We start from the raw sequence: 19,389 nt of genomic DNA, 5'->3' as shown, positions 1-19,389 counted from the left end.
GCGACCCTACGGCTGACACGCACCCTGAGGCGCCACCCCGGACCGTCCCGTACTCTTCAGGTCATCTGATGACCTGAGGGGTGCGCATGCGTCCGGTGCGACGGGGTGGGCTGGTGGACCAGGTGATCGACGCGCTCACGGCGTCGATCCGCAGCGGCGCGTGGCCGCCCGGCCATCGTCTCCCGGCCGTGACCGAGCTGGCCGTGGAGCTGGACGTCGGTCGCTCGACGGTGCGCGAGGCCGTGCAGGCGCTGGCCCACCGCGGGGTGCTCGAGGTCGCCCAAGGGCGGGGCACGTTCGTCGCCGATCCCGGCGCGGGCGCCTGGACCTTGCGCCTGCAGCGCAGCGAGGCGCTCGACGTCTACGAGGCCCGGCGCGGCCCCGAGATCGAGGCCGCGCGGCTGGCCGCCCTCCGGCGCACCGGCGACGACCTCGCGGCGATCGAGGCGGCCGTCGCCGACCGGCGTGCCGCGCGGACCTGCGGCGCCGTCGGCGAGTGGGCCGCCGCCGACCTCGCCCTGCACCGCGCCGTCGTCACGGCCACCCAGAACCCGGTGCTCGTGCGGCTCTTCGACGCCCTCGCCGACGGGGTGCACGCCACGTTCCACCACCAGAGTGCCGACCCCGGCAGCGGCGTCGACACCGCCGACGACCACGACGCCCTGGTCGACGCCATCGCCCGCCGCGACCCCGAGGGCGCCGCGACCGCCACCCGCGCCTACCTCGACGCCTGCGAGGCGGAGCTGCGCACGCTCCTGGGCGCCCGGTGACGGCGCGCCGTCGCGCGCTCGCCCTGGCCGTCGAGCACGGCGTCGACGATCTGTACCAGGAGCGGTGCCCGCGCTGCTCCCCGCGCTCGTCGCCGCCCGCGGCTGGGACCTCACCGGCGCGGGGGGCATCGTGCTCGCCGCGACCGTGCTGTCGTCGGTGGCCCAGCCGCTGTTCGGCGTCCTGGCCGACCGGATCCGCGTGCCCGGTCTGCGGGTCGCGGGCCTGCTCACGGCCGCGGGCGGCGTCGCCGCCGTCGGCATCGTCGACTCCTATGTCGCGACCTGGGCGGTCGTGCTGCTCTCCGGGCTCGGGACCGCGGCGTACCACCCGGAGGCCGCCCGCGCGGTGCACGCGACGGGCACGGGCGACCGCGGGATGGGCTGGTTCACGGTCGGCGGGCTCACGGGGTTCGCGGTCGGCCCGGCGGCGGTCGGCCTGGTGGTCGGCGGCCTCGGGCTGGGCGCCACGCCCCTGCTCGCCGTCCCGGCCGTCGGTGCCGCCGTCGTGGCGCTCGTTCCCCGGCGGCGTCCGGGCCCGGTCGATCCCGGTCGGGTCCCGGCGGCGTCGGCGACCGCGACGGGCCGCGACGACTGGCCGCGCTTCGGGTGGCTGACCGGTGTCGTCGTGTCCCGCTCGGTGCTCTTCTACGGGCTCTCCGCCTTCCTCGCGGTGCACCTGACGATCCGGTTCGCCCTCTCCCCCGGGCTCGCGGCGATCACGCTCGGCATCTTCACCGGGGCGGGCGCCGTCGCGACGATCACGAGCAGCGCCCTGACCAGGCGCTTCGGGCGCACCGCGGTACTGCGCGGGTCGTACGTCGCCGCGCTCCCGCTGCTGGCGGCGACGCTGCTGGCGCCGTCCCCGGTGCTCGCCCTCGTCGCGACCGGCCTCCTGGGTGCGGCGCTCGGGGTGCCCGTCCCGGTGCACACGACCCTCGGGCAGGCCTACCTGCCGCACCACCTGGGCCTCGCCGCGTCGGTGACGCTGGGGCTCGCGGTGAGCGCCGGCGGCCTCGCGTCCCCCGCGCTCGGGGCCCTCGCCGACCACGCGGGCACCACCGTCGCCCTCGCCGTCCTGCTCGCCTGCCCGCTGCTGGCGGGGCTGCTCACCCTCCCGCTCACGGATCCGGACGAGCGAACGGGGAGTTCGCGCGCGTAGAAGCAGCGAACAGGCCGTTCGCTGCGTCAGGGCGAGCGACGCCGGCGCACCACCGCGACGACGGCGACGAGCGCGAACACCCCGAGGGCGACGGCGACGACCACGCCGATGGTGGTGAGCGGCTCCGGGAGGCCCGCACGCTCCGGGGCCGGCCTGCCGGCGGACGTGGCCGGGGTGCCCTCGGTCGCCAGCGTGGTCGCCCCGGGCACGGCGAGCAGGGGCGCCGGCCGCTCGCCCGACGGCGTCTCCCCGTCGCCAGCAGCGTCCCGTCCGGCGCGAAGGCCAGCGCCTCGCCCTGGACCTCGCCGGCGAGCGGGACCCGCACCGGCGGCGACGCCAGCGCTGTGACGACGTCCTCGGCGGTCGCGGTGCCGCCCGGGGCCGGGTAGAGCCAGGCGTCGGTGTAGGTGCGCAGCGCGACGACCCGGCCGTCGGCGGAGATCGCGCCGCCGGTGTAGGTGCCCGAGCCCACGCTGGTGATCGCCTCGCCGGGCACCACGACCTCGCCGGCCCGCCGCAGCGGCTGCGGCTCCTCGGAGTCGCCCGGTGCCCGCTCGGCCACGTACACCCCGCTGCGCCCGCTGAGGTCCTTGGTGACGATCACCGGGCGGTCGTCGCCGGGCACGAGCAGGGACTCGGCGTCGTGGGCGCCGTCGGGGTAGGTGAACCGCGTGACGGTCTCGTCCCCGCCGGGCGCCAGCCGCAGCACGGCCACCGAGCTGCGGCGCCGGCCGTTGTCCCCGATGTCGGCGATCCAGAGGGTGCCGTCGGCGCCGCGGGCCAGGTCCTCGACGTCACGGCCCTGCTCGGGCACCTCGCGCTCGCCGATCACGGCGCAGCGGTCGTCGAGCACGTACACGGTGCTCGCGTTGCCGCTGTCGTTCACCACCTCGTAGGTGCCCCCGGGTTCGGCGACGAGCCCGGACGTCTCGGCCAGCCGTTCGTCGTCGAGCGTGCAGCGGACCTGGGGGTCCGCCAGAGCCACCCCCGGGACGAGGAGGCCCGCGGCCACCAGCAGGACGAGCAGGACCCGCCTCAGGGCACGTGCGCCGGGTCGACCGCCGAGCGACGCATGGACGACGCGAGCTCCTCGGAGACCCGCGCGTGCAGCACCGTGCCGTCGGCGGTGTGGCGCTCGCCGAGCACCTCCCCCTCGCCGTGGGCCCGCGCGACCAGCGCGCCCTCGGTGTACGGGAGCACCACCTCGAGCTCGACGTCCGGGTGCGGGAGCTCCTCGGTGAGCCGGGCGCGCAGGCGGTCGAGGCCCTCGCCGGTGGTCGCCGAGACGAACACCGCGCCGGGCAGCGCCGCCCGCAGCTGCGCGAGCGCCATCGGCTCGGCGGCGTCGACCTTGTTCACCACGAGCAGCTCGGGCGGCTTCGGGCCCTCGAGCTCCCCGATCACCTCGCGCACGGCCGCGATCTGGTCCTGGGCCGACGGGTCGGACCCGTCGACCACGTGCAGGAGCAGGTCCGCCCCGACGACCTCCTCCAGCGTCGAGCGGAAGGCGTCGACGAGCTGGTGGGGCAGGTGGCGCACGAAGCCGACGGTGTCGGTGAGCGTGACCTCGCGGCCGTCCGCGGTCTCCCAGCGCCGGGTGGTGGGGTCGAGGGTCGCGAACAGCGCGTCCTCGACCAGCACGCCCGCGTCGGTGATCGCGTTGAGCAGGCTGGACTTGCCGGCGTTGGTGTAGCCGGCGATGGCCACGGCGGGCACGGCGCGCGCCTGGCGGCGTCCGCGCTTGGTCTCGCGGACCGTGGACATGTCCTCGATCTCGCGGCGCAGCTTGGAGATCCGGCGGTGGATGCGCCGGCGGTCGGTCTCGAGCTTGGTCTCACCGGGACCACGGGTGCCGACGCCGCCACCACCCGCGCCGCCGCCACCACCGGCACCGCCGCCCTGACGGGACAGCGACTCGCCCCAGCCGCGCAGGCGGGGCAGGAAGTAGCGCAGCTGGGCCAGCTCGACCTGCGCCTTGCCCTCCTTGGAGCGGGCGTGCTGGGCGAAGATGTCGAGGATCAGCGCGGTCCGGTCGACGACCTTGACCTTGAGCTTCTCCTCGAGCTGGCGCAGCTGCCCGGGCGAGAGCTCGCCGTCGGCGATGACGGTGTCGGCGCCGGTGGCCTGCACGGCCTCACGGAGCTCGGCGACCTTGCCGGAGCCCACGAACGTGCCCGGGTCGGGGTTCTTGCGGCGCTGGATGAGGCCGTCGAGGACCTCGGACCCTGCGGTCTCGGCCAGGCGGGCCAGCTCCACGAGCGAGGCCTCGGCCTCGCGCGAGGTGCCCTCGGTCCACACGCCGATGAGCACGACGCGCTCGAGGCGCAGCTGCCGGTACTCGACCTCGGTGACGTCGGTGAGCTCGGTGGACGACCCCGTGAGCCCCGGGACGCGCCGGAGGGACGAGCGCTCCTCGAGGTCGAGCGCACCCCCGGTGGGCTCCTCGGGAGACCCGTCGGAGCCCGGGTCCGGGGCCAGGGGGTCGAGCCGGATGTCGCTGGCGCGGTCGCGACGGGCGCCCCGGACGAGGGGCGACGTCGATGCGCGGGGGTCCTGCGGTGCGGGTTCTGTCATGTTGCGACCCATGGTTCCACGACCGGCAACGCGAAAACCACCGCGCGTTCAGGCCGTGGCGGGGACGGGGGCACCCCAGGTGCCGTGGGCGACGAGCTCGGCGGGGCCGGTGAGGGTCGTGGTGGCCCCGTCGACGCCGACGACGAGCGTGCCGCCCGGGGTGTGGACGGTGACCGCTCCGGTGCCCCGACCGGCCGCGTGCAGGGCGGCGACGGCCCCCGCGACGGTGCCGGTGCCACACGATCGGGTCTCGCCCGAGCCGCGCTCGTGCACCCGCAGCCGCACCGCCCCGTGCGTCAGCGGGGTGAGCACCTCGACGTTCACGCCGTGCGGGAAGAGCGAGGTGTCGAACCGCGGCGCGCGGGCCAGGTCGAGCGCATCGAGATCGGTGGACGTCACGCAGGCCAGGTGCGGGTTGCCGACGTCGACCGCGACGCCGGAGAGCTCGACCCCGTCGACGACCGTCGAGGACCCGGGCCCGACCAGGGCGGGTCCCATGTCGACGGTGACGGGGCCGGTGTGGTCGACGGTCACCCAGCGGGTGCCGGCACGGGTCGCGACGGGGTGGGTGCCGGGGGCGACGAGGCCCGCGTCGACGAGGTGGCGGGCGAACACCCGCACCCCGTTGCCGCACATCTCGGCGAGCGAGCCGTCGGCGTTGCGGTAGTCCATGAACCACGTCGCCGCGCCGGCGTCGATCCCGGCCACGGCCGCGGCGGGCGAGTCCGTGCGCGCGACCCGCAGGACCCCGTCGGCGCCGATGCCCCGCCGGCGGTGGCACAGGGCGCGCACCAGCGCGCCGTCGCCCGCGTCCAGGTCGATCGCGCCGTCGGGGTCGGGGAGCACGACGAAGTCGTTCTCGGTGCCGTGCCCTTTGACGAACTCCACGCGCCCCAGACTATCGGCGTCCCGACCCTTGCGTGACGTGCAAGACAACGCATCGTGCAAATCTGCACAGAGTGCAAGTTCGGCGTAAGGTCGTCCTCGTGACCACGGGACTGCGCGAGCGCAAGAAGCTCCGGACCCGCCGCGAGCTCGGCGCGGCCGCGCTGGACCTCGCCGTCCGGCACGGGCTCGCCGAGCTCACCGTCGAGCAGATCGCCGAGGCCGCCGAGGTCTCGCCGCGGACGTTCTTCAACTACTTCTCGTCCAAGGAGGAGGCGGTCGTCGCCGCGGGCGTCGAGCACGCCCGGGAGCTGGCCGACCGCCTCGCCGCGCGCCCGGCCGACGAGCCGGTGATGGCGTCGCTGCGGGTCGTCATGCGCGAACTGCTCGGCGAGACCACCCCGCCCAAGGAGTGGGTCGCCCAGGTCCGGCTCGTGCGCGCCAACCCCGCGCTGCTGCCCCACCAGCTCGCGGCCCACGCCCAGATCGAGCACAGCCTGCGGGTCGTGCTCGCCGAGCGCACCGGCCTCGCCCCGGACGACCTCCACCCGGCGCTGACCGCCGCCGCGGTGATGGCGGCCATCCGGGTCGCGACCGACCGCTGGCTCACCTCCGACGAGCACGACGACCTCGGCGACGTCATCGACGACGCCCTCGACCTGCTGGCGACCGGCCTGCGCCACCCCTCCCGGGCGCCCTGACGCGGTCCACCGCCCGCGCCGCGCCCACCCACCCCCGCTCCCCTCCGGAGACCCCCATGCCCGCACCCGCGACGTCGCCGTCCGCGGTGTCCAGCTCCGCCCCGGCCCCAGCCCCCGCCCCCGCCCCGGCCGCGCCGGGCACCCGTCACGTGCTCGTGGCGCTGTCGGGCCTGCTCATGGCCCTGTTCGTCGCGATCCTGTCCTCCACGATCGTGTCCAATGCGCTGCCCCGGATCCTCGCGGACCTCGGCGGGTCGCAGGCGCAGTACACGTGGGTGGTCACCGCCTCGCTGCTGGCGATGACCGCCTCGACGCCGATCTGGGGCAAGCTCGCCGACCTGTTCTCGAAGAAGCTGCTGGTCCAGATCGCGATCACGGTCTTCATCGTCGGCTCGATGCTCTGCGGGCTCACCACGAACACCGAGGCGCTCATCGGCTTCCGCGTCCTGCAGGGGCTCGGCATGGGCGGGCTCATGGCCCTGGCCCAGGTCGTGATCGCGGCGATCATCCCGCCGCGCGAGCGGGGCCGGTACTCCGGCTACCTCGGCGCGATCATGGCCGTGGCGACGGTCGGTGGCCCGCTCATCGGCGGCGTCATCGTCGACAGCATCGGCTGGCGCTGGTGCTTCTACGTCACCGTCCCGATCGCCGTGGTCGCCCTCGTCGTCCTGCAGCGCACGCTGACGGTGCCGACGGTCCGGCGCGAGGTGCACATCGACTACCTCGGTGCGGTCCTCATCGCCGCCGGCGTCTCGGCCCTGCTGGTCTGGACCTCGCTCGCCGGCAAGCAGTTCGCGTGGGGCTCGTGGGCGTCGGTGGCCTGGGTCGGCGGCGGCGTCCTCGCCCTCGTGCTCGCCGTGGTCGTCGAGTCGAGGGTCCGCGAGCCGATCGTGCCGCTGCACCTGTTCCGCAACCCGACCGTCGCCCTGGCCACGGTCGCCGGCCTGTGCGTCGGCGTCGCCATGTTCGGCTCGACGGTCTACCTCAGCCAGTTCTTCCAGCTCGCCCGCGGCGCGTCCGCCACCGAGGCCGGCCTGCTGACCCTGCCCATGATCGGCGGGCTCTTCCTCGCCTCGACGATCGTCGGCCAGCTGATCACCCGCTACGGACGCTGGAAGCCCTACCTCGTCGGCGGCGGCGTCCTGCTCACCGTGGGGCTCCTCGGCGAGGGACTCCTCGTCAGCGCGACGGTGTCCTACCCGGTGCTCGCGGTGTTCATGGCGATGGTCGGCATCGGCGTCGGTGCCACCCAGCAGAACCTCGTGCTCGCCGTGCAGAACCAGGTGGCCATGAGCGAGATGGGCGCGGCCAGCTCCACCGTCGCGTTCTTCCGCTCGCTCGGCGGCGCCGCCGGCGTGGCCGCGCTCGGCGCGCTGCTGAGCACCCAGGTGACGACCTCGATCACCCAGGGCCTCGGTGCCCTCGGGCTCCCCGCCTCGGCCACCGGCGCCTCCGGCCAGATCCCGAACCTCGCGACCCTGCCCGAGCCGGTCCGGGGCGTGATCGAGAATGCGTACGGCGACGCCATCGCGCACGTGTTCCTCGCGGCCTCCCCGCTGGCGCTCGTCGCCCTCGTCGCGGTGCTGTTCCTGCGCGAGGTCCCGCTGCGCACCACGATCGACGTCGAGGAGGTGCCGGCGGCCGGGCCCGCCGTGCACGACCCGGACACCGCGCCCGCGCCGCTGCACCGCCCGGCGCTCGCCGGCGTGGTCCGCCGGGGCGAGGAGCCGGCCCGGGCGCCGTCCTCACCGTCGTCGACGCCGACGGGCAGCAGCTCGGACGGGCGGTCTCCGGCGGTGACGGGTCCTACACGGTCGACACCCGGGACGCGGGCCGCCCGCACCTGCTCGTCGTCCAGTGGCACGGCACCCCGCACGTCGAGGCCCTCGGCGGCGCCACCGGGCCCCAGTACCGCGACGTCGCGCTCCCCGGCGCCTCCGGGCGGCACGCCCTCAGCCGCACCTGACGACGGGTCGTACGTGGTCTACGAGGTCCCGGTGGCCCGGTGGAGGGCCAGGACGGCGTCGGCGTCCGCCTCGCCGGCGTCGAGCCAGGTGATCCGCTCGTCGCGCCGGAACCACGACCGCTGGCGCCGCACGAGCCGCCGGGTGGCGACGATCGTGCGGCGGCGGGCCTCGTCGAGATCGATCGTCCCGTCGAGGTGCTCGAGCACCTCGCGGTAGCCGACGGCCCGCGAGGCGGTGGGCCCGTCGCGCAGCCCGCGGCCGGCCAGCGCGCGGACCTCGTCGACGAGCCCGGCCGCGAGCATCCCGTCCACGCGGGCCTCGATCCGCTCGTCCAGGACGGCGGTGTCGCGGTCGAGCCCGACGAGCAGGGCGTCGTGGCGGGGCGCGCCCGGGTGGGGCAGGCTCGCCGCGAACGGGAGGCCGGTGAGCTCGACGACCTCGAGGGCGCGGACGATCCGGCGCCCGTTGCTCGCGAGGATCCCGCGGGCGGCGTCGGGGTCGCGGTCGGCGAGCCGGGCGTGCATCGCCGCCGGCCCGGCCGTGGCGAGCTCGGCGTCGAGCCGCGCGCGCACCGCGGGGTCGGTGCCCGGGAAGCGCAGGTCGTCGAGCACCGCCTGGACGTAGAGACCCGACCCGCCCACGACCACCGGGACCCGGCCACGCTCACGGATCGCGTCGACGGCCGCCCGGGCGTCGCGCTGGTAGGCGGCGACCGTGGCGGTGTCGGTGACGTCGAGGACGTCGAGCAGGTGGTGGGGCACGCCGCGGCGGTGCGCGGGCGGCAGCTTGGCGGTGCCGACGTCCATGCCGCGGTAGAGCTGCATGGCGTCGGCGTTGACGACCTCCGCCCCGGTCCCCCGGCGGTCGAGGGCGGCGGCGAGGTCCAGCGCGAGGTCGGACTTGCCGGTCGCCGTGGGGCCGACCAGGGCGATCGGGCGGATCATCCCGCGGATGGTCCCAGAGAGGGGATGCCACACGGGGATCCCGGACGGACCGGGGCCCGCGGCACCCCGCCGGACCGGGCGAGGGAGTTCCTGCGCGGCCGCCGGACCTGCTTGAATGCCCGGACGGCGAGGAGCGGGAGGTGTCGGCCGGAGATGACCCACGAGCAGGCTCGGGGCGCCGTGGACACCGCGGCTCCCGGCAGCGCGGCCCCGCCCACGGTGACGCCGCCCACGGTGACGCCCCCGGCTGCCCCCGCGGCCACCCCCACCCCGGACGCGACACCGCCCACGTTCCCGTCCGTCCCGGCGGCGGCCGCCGACCCGGGCCGATGGGGGCGCGTGGACGACGAGGGCACGGTCTGGCTGCGGATCGAGGGCCCCGACGGCGCCGTGACCGAGCGGGCCGTCGGCTCCTGGCAGGCCGGCGACGCCACGGAGGGTCTGGCCCACTTCGCGCTGCGCTTCGACGACCTGCGCACCGAGGCCGACCTGCTCGTGCGCCGCCTGACCTCCGGGCGCGGCGAGGCGCGCGCGACGCTGCGCAGCGCCACCACCCTGCGCGAGCGCCTCACCGACGCGGCGGTGGTCGGCGACGTCACGGGGCTCGCCGCCCGGCTCGACGCCGTCGTGGCCGCCGCCGAGCAGGCCGACGAGATCGAGCGCGCGGCCCGCGCCGGGGCCCGCGAGGAGGCGGTGGCCCGCAAGGAGGCGCTGATCGCCGAGGCGGAGGCGCTGGCGGAGGAGACCACGCGCTGGAAGCACGCCGGCGACCGCTTCGCGAGCATGGTCGACGAGTGGAAGGCCGTCACGGGCATCGACCGGCGCACCGACGACGCGCTCTGGAAGCGCTTCTCCCGGGCCCGGGAGACCTTCGCCCGCCGCCGCGGCGCGCACTTCGCGGAGCTGGACCGGGCGCGCACCGCGGCGAAGGCGCGCAAGGAGGAGCTGGTCGCCGAGGCGGAGGCGCTCACCGACTCCGAGGACTGGGGCCCCACCGCCGGGCGCTACAAGGAGCTCATGGCGGAGTGGAAGGCCGCCGGGCGCACCAGCAAGGACGCCGACGACGCGCTGTGGGCGCGGTTCCGCGGCGCGCAGGACACGTTCTTCGCCCGCCGGTCGGAGACGTTCTCCGCCCGCGACGCGGAGTTCACCGGCAACGCGACGGCCAAGGAGGCGCTGCTCGCCGAGGCCGCGAGGATCGACCTGTCCGACGTCGACGCCGCCCGGGCGGCGCTGCGCGACGTCCAGGAGCGGTGGGACGCGATCGGCAAGGTGCCCCGCGAGCGGGTGCGCGAGTTCGCCGGGCGTCTCAAGGAGGTCGAGGACCGGGTGCGCGCCGCGGTCGACCGCCGCTGGCAGGCCGTCGACCCCGAGACCGAGGCCCGGGTCGCGCAGTTCCGTTCGCGCGTCGAGGGGTACGAGGCGCAGGCGGCCAAGGCCCACGCCGCGGGCGACCACCGCCGCGCGAAGGAGGCGGAGCGCCAGGCCGCGCAGTGGCGCGAGTGGCTCGCCGCCGCGGAGCAGGCCACCCGGTAGGGGCCAGGGCTACCGTCGCGAGAAGGCGTACCCCGCCCAGCGGGCGGCGAGCACGATCATCGCCAGCAGGGCGAGCCAGAGCCCGCCGCCCGGTCCCGTGCCGGCCGAGGTGTTCTGCGACCAGATGGCCCACAGGCCCGTGACCGAGGTGATCGCGCACCCGGCGGCCGTGACGAAGACCAGCGGCCAGCGGGCGGTCAGCAGCGTGAGCGCGGTGCCGACCACGCCGAACACCACGGCGAGCGTGCCGAAGAGCCGGGGCAGGACGGTGACCCCCGGGCGTCCGAGCACGACCTCCCAGCCCGAGGCGCCCAGCCCGGTCCACGGCAGCACGGCGGCGAGCAGCAGGACGAGCACGGCGACGGCGGCGACCAGGGCGCCGGCGCCGAAGTCGACCCGCGCGTCCCGCGGCGGCGGTCCGTCGGTACGGGGCCGGCCGGTGTGGGGATCGGTGGTGTGGGGATCGGTGGTGCGGGGATCGGTGGTGCGGGGATCGGTCACCGTCAGACCTCCGTGAGGGTGGCCGGGGCACGCAGCGCGGCCGAGCCCGACGCGTCCGGACCCGCCCCGCAACCGGGGGCGGGCGCGGTCGGAGCGGGCGGCGGCCCGAGCGTCGGCAGACCGAGACCCGTGGTGCGCGGGGTCGTCGGCCGCTGCCCGGCGGCGTGGGCGTCGCCGGCGCGCGTGCGCCGGTGGGTGCGGACGTCACCGTCGGCGACGATGTGGTGCGGCGCGCCGTAGGTGGCCCGCACGGTGACGACGTCGCCGGGGCGCACCTCGCCGTCGACGGCGGGGCCGGCGGGGGTGAAGTGCACGAGCCGCCCGTCGCGGGCGCGTCCGCTCATCCGGTGGGTTACCCCGTCCTTGCGGCCCTCACCGGTCGAGACGACGAGCTCGAGCTCCCGGCCGACCTGCTCGCGGTGCAGCTCGAGGGAGATCCGCTCCTGGAGGTCGACCAGGCGGTCGTAGCGCTCCTGGACGACGGCCTTGGGCACCTGGTCGGGCAGCGTCGCCGCGGGCGTGCCGGGACGCGGCGAGTACTGGAACGTGAAGGCCTGCGAGAACCGCGACTCCTCCACCACGCGCAGCGTCTCCGCGAAGTCCTCCTCGGTCTCGCCCGGGAAGCCGACGATGATGTCGGTGGTCAGCGCCGCGTCGGGCATCGCCTCGCGGACCTCGGCGACGATGTCGAGGTAGCGCTTCGCCCGGTAGGAGCGGCGCATCGCCTTGAGCACGCGGTCCGAGCCGGACTGCAGGGGCATGTGCAGCTGGGGGCAGACGTTCGGGGTCTCGGCCATCGTCGTGATGACGTCCGAGGTGAAGTCGCGCGGGTGCGGGCTGGTGAAGCGCACCCGCTCGAGCCCCTCGATCCCCCCGCACGCGCGCAGCAGGTCGGCGAACGCCGTCCGTCCCGTCGCGCGGTCCTCGAAGCCGACCCCGTAGGCGTTGACGTTCTGGCCGAGCAACGTCACCTCGAGCACGCCCTCGGCGACCAGCGCCTCGACCTCGGCGAGGATCTCCCCCGGCCGGCGGTCGACCTCCTTGCCGCGCAGCGAGGGCACGATGCAGAACGTGCAGGTGTTGTTGCAGCCCACCGAGATCGAGACCCAGCCCGCGTAGGCGGAGTCGCGGCGCGCCGGCAGGTGCGACGGGAAGGTCTCGAGCGCCTCGAGGATCTCGACCTGCGCCTCGCCGTTGTGGCGGGCCCGCTCGAGCAGGGCGGGCAGGGACCCGGTGTTGTGCGTGCCGAAGACGACGTCGACCCAGGGGGCCTTGCGGACCACGGTGTCGCGGTCCTTCTGCGCCAGGCAGCCACCCACGGCGATCTGCATCCCGGGCCGGCGGGCCTTCTCGGGCGCGAGGTTGCCGAGCTGGCCGTAGAGCTTGTTGTCGGCGTTCTCGCGCACCGCGCAGGTGTTGAACACGACGAGGTCGGCGCCGTCGGCGTCGGGCGTGTGCTCGTAGCCCGCCTCCTCGAGCACCCCGGCCAGGCGCTCGGAGTCGTGCACGTTCATCTGGCACCCGTGGGTCCGGATGTGGAAGCGGGGCCGGGTTCCGGCGCTCATGCCTGCGGTCATCACCGCCCAGGGTAGGCGCCCGTCACTTGCCGAGCCGCTCCGCGTCGAAGTCGTCGACCTTGCCCACCGTCGCGCGGTTGACGGCCCACAGCACGACGCCGAGGAGGATCAGGATGCCGCCGAACAGGTACTCCTTCGGCGGGCGCCCGGAGAAGGGGCTGGCGAGGAACGCGCACAGCACCGCGGCGACGATCGGGATCGCCGTCGGGGTCCGGAAGTGCTTGTGGTCCGACGGGTCGCGGCGCAGCACGAGCACCGCGATGTTGACGATGGTGAAGACGACGAGCAGGAGCAGGGACGTCATGCTGCCGAGCTCGGAGATGTCGAGCAGCAGGACCAGGATGATCGCGAGTCCGCTGGTGACGACGATCGCGAACCACGGGGTGCGACGTCCCGGGTGCACCTTCGCGAACGCGTTCGGGATGATCCGCTCGTTCGCCATGCCGTAGAGCAGCCGGCTGGCCATCATCATGTTGATCAGCGCGGTGTTGGTGACGGCGAACAGCGTGATGGCGGCGAACACGATCGCCGGGAAGGCCGGCGAGGCGGTCTGCACCACCTTCAGCAGCGCCCCGCTCTCGGCCTCCGCGAGCTGCTCGGTGGGCACGAGCGTCGAGGCGATCACGGCCACGATCAGGTAGATCGTCGCGGTGATCCCCATGGCCAGCAGCATCGCGCGGGGGAACGTCTTCGGCGGGTCGACGGTCTCCTCGGCCATGTTCACCGAGTCCTCGAAGCCGACCATGGCGAAGAACGCCAGCGCGGTGGCCGAGGAGATCGCGAGCAGGACGGCGGGCTCGGAGAAGATCGAGCTCTCCGGGGCCGACGCCGCGAACTCGGTGAGCCGCGACGGGTCGCCCAGCCCGTTCAGCACCGCGTAGCCACCGAGCGCGATCACGATGAGCAGGCCGAGCAGCTCGATCGAGGTGAGCACGACGTTGACCTTCACCGACTCGCCCACGCCGCGGAAGTTGATCACCGCGAGCATGACGAGGAAGGCGACGACCACCAGCGGCGTGACCCAGCTCGGCAGCTCGCCGACGATCGTCTCGAGGTTCCGCCCGCCGAAGGCCTGGGCCGCGGAGGCCGCGGAGGTGATCCCCGAGCACATCACCGTGAAGGCGACGAGGAACGTGATGAAGGGTCGCTTGAAGGCCAGCTGCGTGTAGAGGGCGGCGCCCGCGGCGCGGGGGTACTTGCCCACCAGCTCGAGGTAGCTGAACGCCGTCATGAAGGCGACGACGAAGGCCAGCAGGAACGGCAGCCACAACGCCCCGCCGACCCGTTCCGACACGGTGCCGGTGAGGGCGTAGATCGTCGTGCCGAGGATGTCCCCGATGATGAAGAACACGAGCAGCTTGGGCCCGATCGCCCGCACGAGCCCCTGTTCCTTCGGGGCGTCGTCCCGGGTGGTGGCGGTGTCGTCGGTCACGCCCGGCATCCTGCCCGATCTCGCCCGACTCGCACCCCTCTGGCGTGAAGTATCGGTTTCGTTCTCGTTCTCCGCGGCGTCGTAACCTCGCAGACGTGGACGCGACGATCCGGCCGGCGCAGCCGCAGGAGCTGGAGCACCTCCGTGCCGTGGAGGTCGCGGCGGGCGCGCCGTTCCGCGACCTCGGGATGGACCCGATCGCCGACGACGCCCCGCCCTCGACGGTCGTCCTGCAGAGCGCGCTGGAGCGCGGCGGGCTGTGGGTGATCGAGGACGCCGGCGCCGTGGCCGGCTACCTGATGGACGACGTCGTCGACGGCGAGCCCCACCTCGAGCAGGTCTCGGTGCACCCGGACCACGCGCGCCGGGGTCTCGGGGCACGGCTCGTCGAGGACCTCGTCGCCCGGGCTCGCGCGGACGGGCACCGCGCGGTCACGCTGACGACGTTCGTCGACGTGCCGTGGAACGGGCCCTACTACGCGCGGCTGGGCTTCCGGCCACTCGCCGACGACGAGATCGGCCCGGGCCTGCGGGCCGTGCGCAACGCCGAGATCGCCCGGGGGCTCGACCGCTGGCCCCGGACGGCGATGCGCCGCGAGCTCCGAGGGTCCTGACCCACGGCGCGACCGTGTCCCGAGGACACGGTCGGCCCATGACGCACCGCGGCCCGGGCCCGCCGCAGCGGACCCGGGCCGACGGGCGACCGGAGGGGCGTCAGGCCTGCGCGCCCCCGCGCTGCTCGATGTGCGCGATGTGGTCGGCGTCGAGCGCGGAGCCGTTGTCGGGCCCCGGGTCGTCCAGCGAACGGGCGCCCGTGGCGCCGCGCTGCTCGAGCTCCTGACGCTTGAAGATCTTTTTACCGAGCCACACCAGAGGGTCGTACTTGCGGTCGACCACGCGCTCCTTCATGGGGATCAGCGCGTTGTCGGTGATCTTGATGTGCTCGGGGCAGACCTCGGTGCAGCACTTGGTGATGTTGCAGTACCCGAGGCCGTGCTCCTCCTGCGCGTCCTCCTTGCGGTTGCGCACGTCGAGCGGGTGCATGTCGAGCTCGGCGATCCGCATGAGGTAGCGCGGGCCGGAGAACTCCTGCTTGTTCTCCTCGTGATCGCGCACCACGTGACAGACGTTCTGGCACAGGAAGCACTCGATGCACTTGCGGAACTCCTGCGAGCGCTCGACGTCGGTCTGCGCCATCCGGTACTCACCCGGCGCGACCCCCTCGGGCGGCGCGAACGCCGGCACCTCGCGCGCCTTGACGTAGTTGAAGTCGACGTCGGTGACGAGGTCGCGGATCACCGGGAAGGTCCGGATCGGCGCGACGCTGATCTCCTCGTTCTCCTCGAACGTCGACATCCGCGTCATGCACATCAGCCGCGGGCGGCCGTTGACCTCGGCGCTGCACGACCCGCACTTGCCGGCCTTGCAGTTCCACCGCACCGCCATGTCCCCGGCCTGGGTGGCCTGGATGCGGTGCATGATGTCGAGGACGACCTCGCCCTCCTCGACGTCCACGGCGTAGTCGACGAAGTCGCCGCCCTCGGCGTCGCCCCGCCAGACCTTGAACTGTGCCTGGTAGCCCATGCCTACGCTCCCCCTCCGGTGAGCTCGCCGCCCGGATCGCCGCCGGTCTCCACGGTGGTCGAGCTCCGCTCCGCTTCGTCTCCGGCGTCCTCGGTGCCCCGCGACTGCCGCGGCGGCGCGTCCGAGCGGTGTCCGCCCAGCTCGTCGCCGGTGTAGTACTTCTTCAGCTCGTCGAGCTCGAAGAGGTCGAACAGGTCGTGGCGCATCGCCGGCTGGCCCTGGTGCTCGAGGTGCACCTCGTCATCGCGCAACGAGCAGACGAGCAGCTCCTGGCGCCAGTTCTCGTCCATCGTCGGGTAGTCGTCGCGGGTGTGACCGCCACGGCTCTCCTGCCGCTCGAGCGCGGCCTTCGCGATGCACTCGCTGACCATGAGCATGTTGCGCAGGTCGAGCGCGAGGTGCCACCCCGGGTTGTAGGCACGGCGGCCGTCGACCGCGACCCGCGGGATCCGGTCCTTGAGCTCGTGGAGCTTCTTGAGCGCCAGCTCCATCTCGTCGGCCTTGCGGATGATGCCGACGAGGTCGTTCATCGTCTGCTGCAGTTCCTGGTGGACCGTGTAGGCGTTCTCGCCACCCGAGTTGTGGATCGGGCGCTCGACGTCCTCGCGGGCCGTGGTGATCGACTGCTCGCTGACCGACGGCACCTCGCCGAGCCCGTCGAGGTAGGCCGCGGCACCGGCACCGGCGCGGCAGCCGAACACGAGCAGGTCGGACAGCGAGTTGCCGCCGAGGCGGTTCGAGCCGTGCATCCCGCCTGCGACCTCGCCCGCGGCGAAGAGTCCCGGCACCGCCGAGGCGGCCGTGTCGGGGTCGACCTCGACGCCACCCATGACGTAGTGGCAGGTCGGCCCGACCTCCATCGGCCCCGCGGTGATGTCGACGTCCGCCAGCTCCTTGAACTGGTGGTACATCGACGGCAGGCGCCGGGTGATCTCCGCGGCCGGCATGCGGCTGGAGACGTCGAGGTAGACGCCGCCGGCCGGGGAGCCGCGGCCCTCCTTGACCTCGTTGTTGATCGCGCGGGCCACCTCGTCACGCGGGAGCAGCTCCGGCGGGCGACGGTTGTTGTCCGCGTCGGTGTACCAGCGGTCGCCCTCGTCCTCGCTCGTGGCGTACTGCTCGCGGAACACCTCGGGGATGTAGTTGAACATGAAGCGCTCGCCCTCGGAGTTCTTGAGGACGCCGCCGTCTCCCCGCACCGACTCGGTGACGAGGATGCCCTTGACGCTGGGCGGCCAGACCATCCCCGTGGGGTGGAACTGGACGAACTCCATGTTCAGCAGCTTCGCGCCGGCGCGCATCGCGAGCGCGTGCCCGTCGCCGGTGTACTCCCAGGAGTTGCTGGTGACCTTGAACGACTTGCCGACACCGCCGGTGGCCAGCACGACCGCGGCGGAGTGGAAGCAGACCAGCTCGCCGGTGGGCCGCCGGTAGCCGAAGGCGCCGGCGATCCGGTCGCCGTCCTTGAGCAGCTCGGTGACCGTGTACTCGTGGTAAACCGCGAGGTCGGACTCGTAGTCGCCGGTGCGGGCGAAGTCCTCCTGCTGCAGCGACACGATCTTCTGCTGCAGGGTGCGGATCAGCTCGAGCCCCGTGCGGTCGCCGACGTGGGCGAGCCGCGGGAACTGGTGCCCGCCGAAGTTCCGCTGGCTGATCTTGCCCTCGGGCGTGCGGTCGAACAGGGCCCCGTAGGTCTCGAGCTCCCACACCCGCTGCGGCGCCTCCTTGGCGTGCAGCTCGGCCATGCGCCAGTTGTTGAGGAACTTGCCCCCGCGCATGGTGTCGCGGAAGTGGACCTCCCAGTTGTCGCGGGGGTTCGCGTTGCCCATCGACGCGGCGATCCCGCCCTCGGCCATGACCGTGTGGGCCTTGCCGAACAGCGACTTCGAGATGATCGCGACCCGCTTGCCGCGCAGGCGGGCCTCGATCGCGGCCCGCAGGCCGGCGCCGCCGGCGCCGATGACGACGACGTCGTAGGTGTGGTGGGTGACGGGGGCCTCGCCAGTGATGGGCGCGCCGGCCGCCTCGAACGCGGTGGTGGTTCCCGGGTCGGTCATCAGTTCACGATCCGCAGGTCGGAGATGGTGCCGCTCGCCACGAGCATCACGTAGAAGTCGGCCAGGATCAGCGTCCCGATCGTCAGCCAGGCGAACAGCATGTGGCGGGTGTTGAGCTTCGAGAGCCCGGTCCACAGCTTGTAGCGCACCGGGTGCTTGGAGAAGTGCTTGAGCCGTCCGCCGGTGATGTGGCGGCAGGAGTGGCACGACAGCGTGTAGAGCCAGAGCCCGATCACGTTGATCAGCAGGAGGAGCGTGCCCAGCCCCAGCCCGAACGACGTCTCCCCGGTGGCCAGGTCGGTGCTCTGGAACGCGAGCACCATGTCGTAGGTGTTGAGGATCGAGATCGCGAACGCGACGTAGAAGAAGTAGCGGTGCGCGTTCTGCAGGATCAGCGGGAACCGCGTCTCACCGGAGTACTTCGCGTGCGGCTCGGCGACCGCGCACGCCGGCGGCGACGACCAGAACGCCCGGTAGTACGACTTCCGGTAGTAGTAGCAGGTCAGCCGGAAGCCGAGCAGGAACGGCAGCGACACGAGCGCGTAGGGCAGGAACCACGGCATCTCGCCGAACCACTGGCCCAGGTGGCTCGCCTCGGGGATGCACGAGGCGCTCACGCACGGCGAGTAGAACGGCGAGAGGTAGTGGTACTGCTCCACGTAGTACGCGGAACCCCACAGCGACCGGATCGTCGCGTAGACGACGAACGTGGCCAGGCCCAGCGCGTTCGCCAGCGGCGGCAGCCACCAGCGGTCGGTGCGCAGGGTTCGCTGTCGGATGTCGGGTCGTCCCGGCGCCGGCGGCCGGTACGTCCCGGAGTCGTGTGTGGTGGTCACGGCACCCCGGTCCTCGTCTTCGATGACGTTCCGCGTCGCCGGGAACCGCCGCGGTAGGGGGCGGTGAACCGCTGGAAGACCACGGCGCGGCGACGCTCTGTGGTGGGCCGCACACTACGACGCGTCAAACCCCGGTGTCGCCCGGGTCACCCCCCTCTCGGGGCGTGACGATGGCCACGTCGGGTGATCGAGACCGTCGGGGACCGCCGGCGCGCGTCAGCGGTGGTCGGCGTCCGGATCGGACAGCAGGTCGTCGAGCGCCTCGTCCCCCGTCGCGTCCGGGGACGGCCGCTCGGCGAGCGCCTCGCGGACGACCCCGTACGCCATGCCCGCGTCGTAGCCCTTGCGCGCGAGCATCCCGACCAGCCGGCGGGCCGCCACCGCGTGCTCGTAGCGCGCGAGCGAGGGCAGCCGCCGGTCGACGAGCGCCCGCGCACGGGCGCGCTCGTCGTCGCGGTCGATCTCCTCGACCGCCGTCGTCGCGGTCTCGCGGTCGACGCCCTTGCGGTGCAGCTCCCCGGCCAGCGCCCGCTTGCCGAGGCCCTGGTGCCGGTGCCGCGAGGACACCCACTGCTCGGCGAACGCGGCGTCGTCGACCAGCCCGGCGGCGCCCAGGCGGTCGAGTACCCGGCGGGCGACGTCGTCGTCCACGTCCTTGCGGGCGAGGGCGTCGGCCAGCTCGGCGCGCGAGCGGGCGCGGGTGGTGAGCAGGTTCAGGCAGATCGTGCGCGCCACCGACTCGGGGTCGGCGGGCGGATCGGCCGCGTGGTCGGGACGGTCGGCGTCGGGTGGTTCCGGCGCACGCCCCCGCGAGGACCCGCGCGACGACCCCCGCCGCCCGGCCCTCTGGCCGAGACCCATCCGAC

16 protein-coding genes and 1 pseudogene are annotated in these 19,389 nt (G+C 74.0%); 6 read left to right on the top strand and 11 right to left on the bottom strand.

Annotation, left to right across the window (positions count from 1 at the left end):
- Nucleotides 1-113: 113 nt before the first annotated feature.
- Nucleotides 114-770: a FadR/GntR family transcriptional regulator gene (locus ACQPYN_RS11690; protein WP_433036958.1), complete on the top strand. Its 657-nt coding sequence runs from the start codon at nucleotides 114-116 to the stop codon at nucleotides 768-770.
- A 64-nt stretch (nucleotides 771-834) separates the two neighbouring features.
- Nucleotides 835-1,929 (top strand): MFS transporter, encoded by a 1,095-nt coding sequence (locus ACQPYN_RS11685; RefSeq protein WP_433036956.1) that lies wholly within the window; start codon nucleotides 835-837, stop codon nucleotides 1,927-1,929.
- On the opposite strand, the gene ACQPYN_RS11680 is transcribed toward ACQPYN_RS11685, so the two are convergent.
- Genes ACQPYN_RS11680 through dapF form a run of 3 tightly spaced genes read right to left on the bottom strand, consistent with a single transcriptional unit; the run spans nucleotide 1,889 to nucleotide 5,400 of the window.
- Nucleotides 1,889-2,914, bottom strand: coding sequence for a hypothetical protein (locus ACQPYN_RS11680; protein ID WP_433036954.1), 1,026 nt, complete (start codon nucleotides 2,912-2,914; stop codon nucleotides 1,889-1,891). The two genes, ACQPYN_RS11685 and ACQPYN_RS11680, sit on opposite strands and share 41 nt — an antisense overlap.
- 50 nt (nucleotides 2,915-2,964) lie before the next feature.
- Complete coding sequence (gene hflX, locus ACQPYN_RS11675; protein WP_433036952.1) at nucleotides 2,965-4,503, bottom strand: GTPase HflX; 1,539 nt, start codon at nucleotides 4,501-4,503, stop codon at nucleotides 2,965-2,967.
- Nucleotides 4,504-4,551: 48 nt separating this feature from the next.
- Complete coding sequence (dapF, locus tag ACQPYN_RS11670; RefSeq protein ID WP_433038845.1) at nucleotides 4,552-5,400, bottom strand: diaminopimelate epimerase; 849 nt, start codon at nucleotides 5,398-5,400, stop codon at nucleotides 4,552-4,554.
- Between the two features lie 89 nt (nucleotides 5,401-5,489).
- On the opposite strand from dapF, the gene ACQPYN_RS11665 reads away from it, so the two are divergent.
- The gene (locus ACQPYN_RS11665) at nucleotides 5,490-6,089 is read left to right on the top strand and encodes a TetR/AcrR family transcriptional regulator (protein ID WP_433036950.1); all 600 of its coding nucleotides are present in this window, start codon (nucleotides 5,490-5,492) and stop codon (nucleotides 6,087-6,089) included.
- A 56-nt stretch (nucleotides 6,090-6,145) separates the two neighbouring features.
- Nucleotides 6,146-7,384: pseudogene (locus tag ACQPYN_RS11660) on the top strand (MDR family MFS transporter); the annotation flags it as partial.
- A 689-nt stretch (nucleotides 7,385-8,073) separates the two neighbouring features.
- On the opposite strand, the gene miaA reads toward ACQPYN_RS11660, so the two are convergent.
- Nucleotides 8,074-9,000, bottom strand: a complete 927-nt coding sequence (gene miaA / locus ACQPYN_RS11655) for a tRNA (adenosine(37)-N6)-dimethylallyltransferase MiaA (protein ID WP_433036948.1) — start codon at nucleotides 8,998-9,000, stop codon at nucleotides 8,074-8,076.
- 153 nt (nucleotides 9,001-9,153) lie between these two features.
- Between miaA and ACQPYN_RS11650 the strand changes: the two genes are divergently transcribed.
- Nucleotides 9,154-10,536 carry a DUF349 domain-containing protein gene (locus tag ACQPYN_RS11650; protein WP_433036946.1) on the top strand — a complete coding sequence of 461 codons (1,383 nt, stop codon included), beginning with the start codon at nucleotides 9,154-9,156 and terminating at the stop codon, nucleotides 10,534-10,536.
- 9 nt (nucleotides 10,537-10,545) lie between these two features.
- On the opposite strand, the gene ACQPYN_RS11645 is transcribed toward ACQPYN_RS11650, so the two are convergent.
- Genes ACQPYN_RS11645 through ACQPYN_RS11635 form a run of 3 tightly spaced genes read right to left on the bottom strand, consistent with a single transcriptional unit; the run spans nucleotide 10,546 to nucleotide 14,046 of the window.
- Nucleotides 10,546-11,037: an Rv2732c family membrane protein gene (locus ACQPYN_RS11645; protein ID WP_433036944.1), complete on the bottom strand. Its 492-nt coding sequence runs from the start codon at nucleotides 11,035-11,037 to the stop codon at nucleotides 10,546-10,548.
- Nucleotides 11,038-11,039: 2 nt separating this feature from the next.
- Complete coding sequence (miaB, locus tag ACQPYN_RS11640) at nucleotides 11,040-12,602, bottom strand: tRNA (N6-isopentenyl adenosine(37)-C2)-methylthiotransferase MiaB (protein WP_433036942.1); 1,563 nt, start codon at nucleotides 12,600-12,602, stop codon at nucleotides 11,040-11,042.
- 34 nt (nucleotides 12,603-12,636) lie between these two features.
- On the bottom strand, nucleotides 12,637-14,046 hold the full coding sequence (locus ACQPYN_RS11635; RefSeq protein WP_433036940.1) for an APC family permease: 1,410 nt from the start codon (nucleotides 14,044-14,046) through the stop codon (nucleotides 12,637-12,639).
- Nucleotides 14,047-14,141: 95 nt separating this feature from the next.
- Between ACQPYN_RS11635 and ACQPYN_RS11630 the strand changes: the two genes are divergently transcribed.
- On the top strand, nucleotides 14,142-14,660 hold the full coding sequence (locus tag ACQPYN_RS11630; RefSeq protein ID WP_433036938.1) for a GNAT family N-acetyltransferase: 519 nt from the start codon (nucleotides 14,142-14,144) through the stop codon (nucleotides 14,658-14,660).
- A gap of 100 nt (nucleotides 14,661-14,760) precedes the next feature.
- Here ACQPYN_RS11630 and ACQPYN_RS11625 read toward each other — a convergent pair whose 3' ends face one another.
- The 4 genes from ACQPYN_RS11625 to ACQPYN_RS11610 all read right to left on the bottom strand — a co-directional run bounded on the left by ACQPYN_RS11625 (nucleotide 14,761) and on the right by ACQPYN_RS11610 (nucleotide 19,258).
- The gene (locus ACQPYN_RS11625; RefSeq protein WP_433036936.1) at nucleotides 14,761-15,630 is read right to left on the bottom strand and encodes a succinate dehydrogenase/fumarate reductase iron-sulfur subunit; all 870 of its coding nucleotides are present in this window, start codon (nucleotides 15,628-15,630) and stop codon (nucleotides 14,761-14,763) included.
- A gap of 2 nt (nucleotides 15,631-15,632) precedes the next feature.
- Complete coding sequence (locus tag ACQPYN_RS11620) at nucleotides 15,633-17,687, bottom strand: fumarate reductase/succinate dehydrogenase flavoprotein subunit (RefSeq protein WP_433036934.1); 2,055 nt, start codon at nucleotides 17,685-17,687, stop codon at nucleotides 15,633-15,635.
- Nucleotides 17,687-18,523, bottom strand: a complete 837-nt coding sequence (locus ACQPYN_RS11615; RefSeq protein ID WP_433036932.1) for a hypothetical protein — start codon at nucleotides 18,521-18,523, stop codon at nucleotides 17,687-17,689. The genes ACQPYN_RS11620 and ACQPYN_RS11615 overlap by 1 nt, the downstream gene beginning before the upstream one ends.
- Before the next feature lie 216 nt (nucleotides 18,524-18,739).
- Nucleotides 18,740-19,258: a regulatory protein RecX gene (locus ACQPYN_RS11610; protein ID WP_433036930.1), complete on the bottom strand. Its 519-nt coding sequence runs from the start codon at nucleotides 19,256-19,258 to the stop codon at nucleotides 18,740-18,742.
- Between the last annotated feature and the right edge of the window lie 131 nt (nucleotides 19,259-19,389).

It is taken from the genome of Actinomycetospora sp. CA-053990, from assembly GCF_050948445.1.
In the GTDB taxonomy this organism is placed as follows: domain Bacteria; phylum Actinomycetota; class Actinomycetes; order Mycobacteriales; family Pseudonocardiaceae; genus Actinomycetospora; species Actinomycetospora callitridis.
Note: the sequence above shows the minus strand (reverse complement) of the source record. Positions and strands in the feature narration are given on the sequence as shown.

What these genes read in the sequence shown, in the direction of transcription:
- ACQPYN_RS11620 (WP_433036934.1), bottom strand. Translation starts at nt 17,687, where the DNA reads ATGACCGACCCGGGAACCACCACCGCGTTCGAGGCGGCCGGCGCGCCC.
- ACQPYN_RS11650 (WP_433036946.1), top strand. Translation starts at nt 9,154, where the DNA reads ATGACCCACGAGCAGGCTCGGGGCGCCGTGGACACCGCGGCTCCCGGC.
- hflX (WP_433036952.1), bottom strand. Translation starts at nt 4,503, where the DNA reads ATGACAGAACCCGCACCGCAGGACCCCCGCGCATCGACGTCGCCCCTC.
- miaB (WP_433036942.1), bottom strand. Translation starts at nt 12,602, where the DNA reads ATGAGCGCCGGAACCCGGCCCCGCTTCCACATCCGGACCCACGGGTGC.
- miaA (WP_433036948.1), bottom strand. Translation starts at nt 9,000, where the DNA reads ATGATCCGCCCGATCGCCCTGGTCGGCCCCACGGCGACCGGCAAGTCC.
- ACQPYN_RS11625 (WP_433036936.1), bottom strand. Translation starts at nt 15,630, where the DNA reads ATGGGCTACCAGGCACAGTTCAAGGTCTGGCGGGGCGACGCCGAGGGC.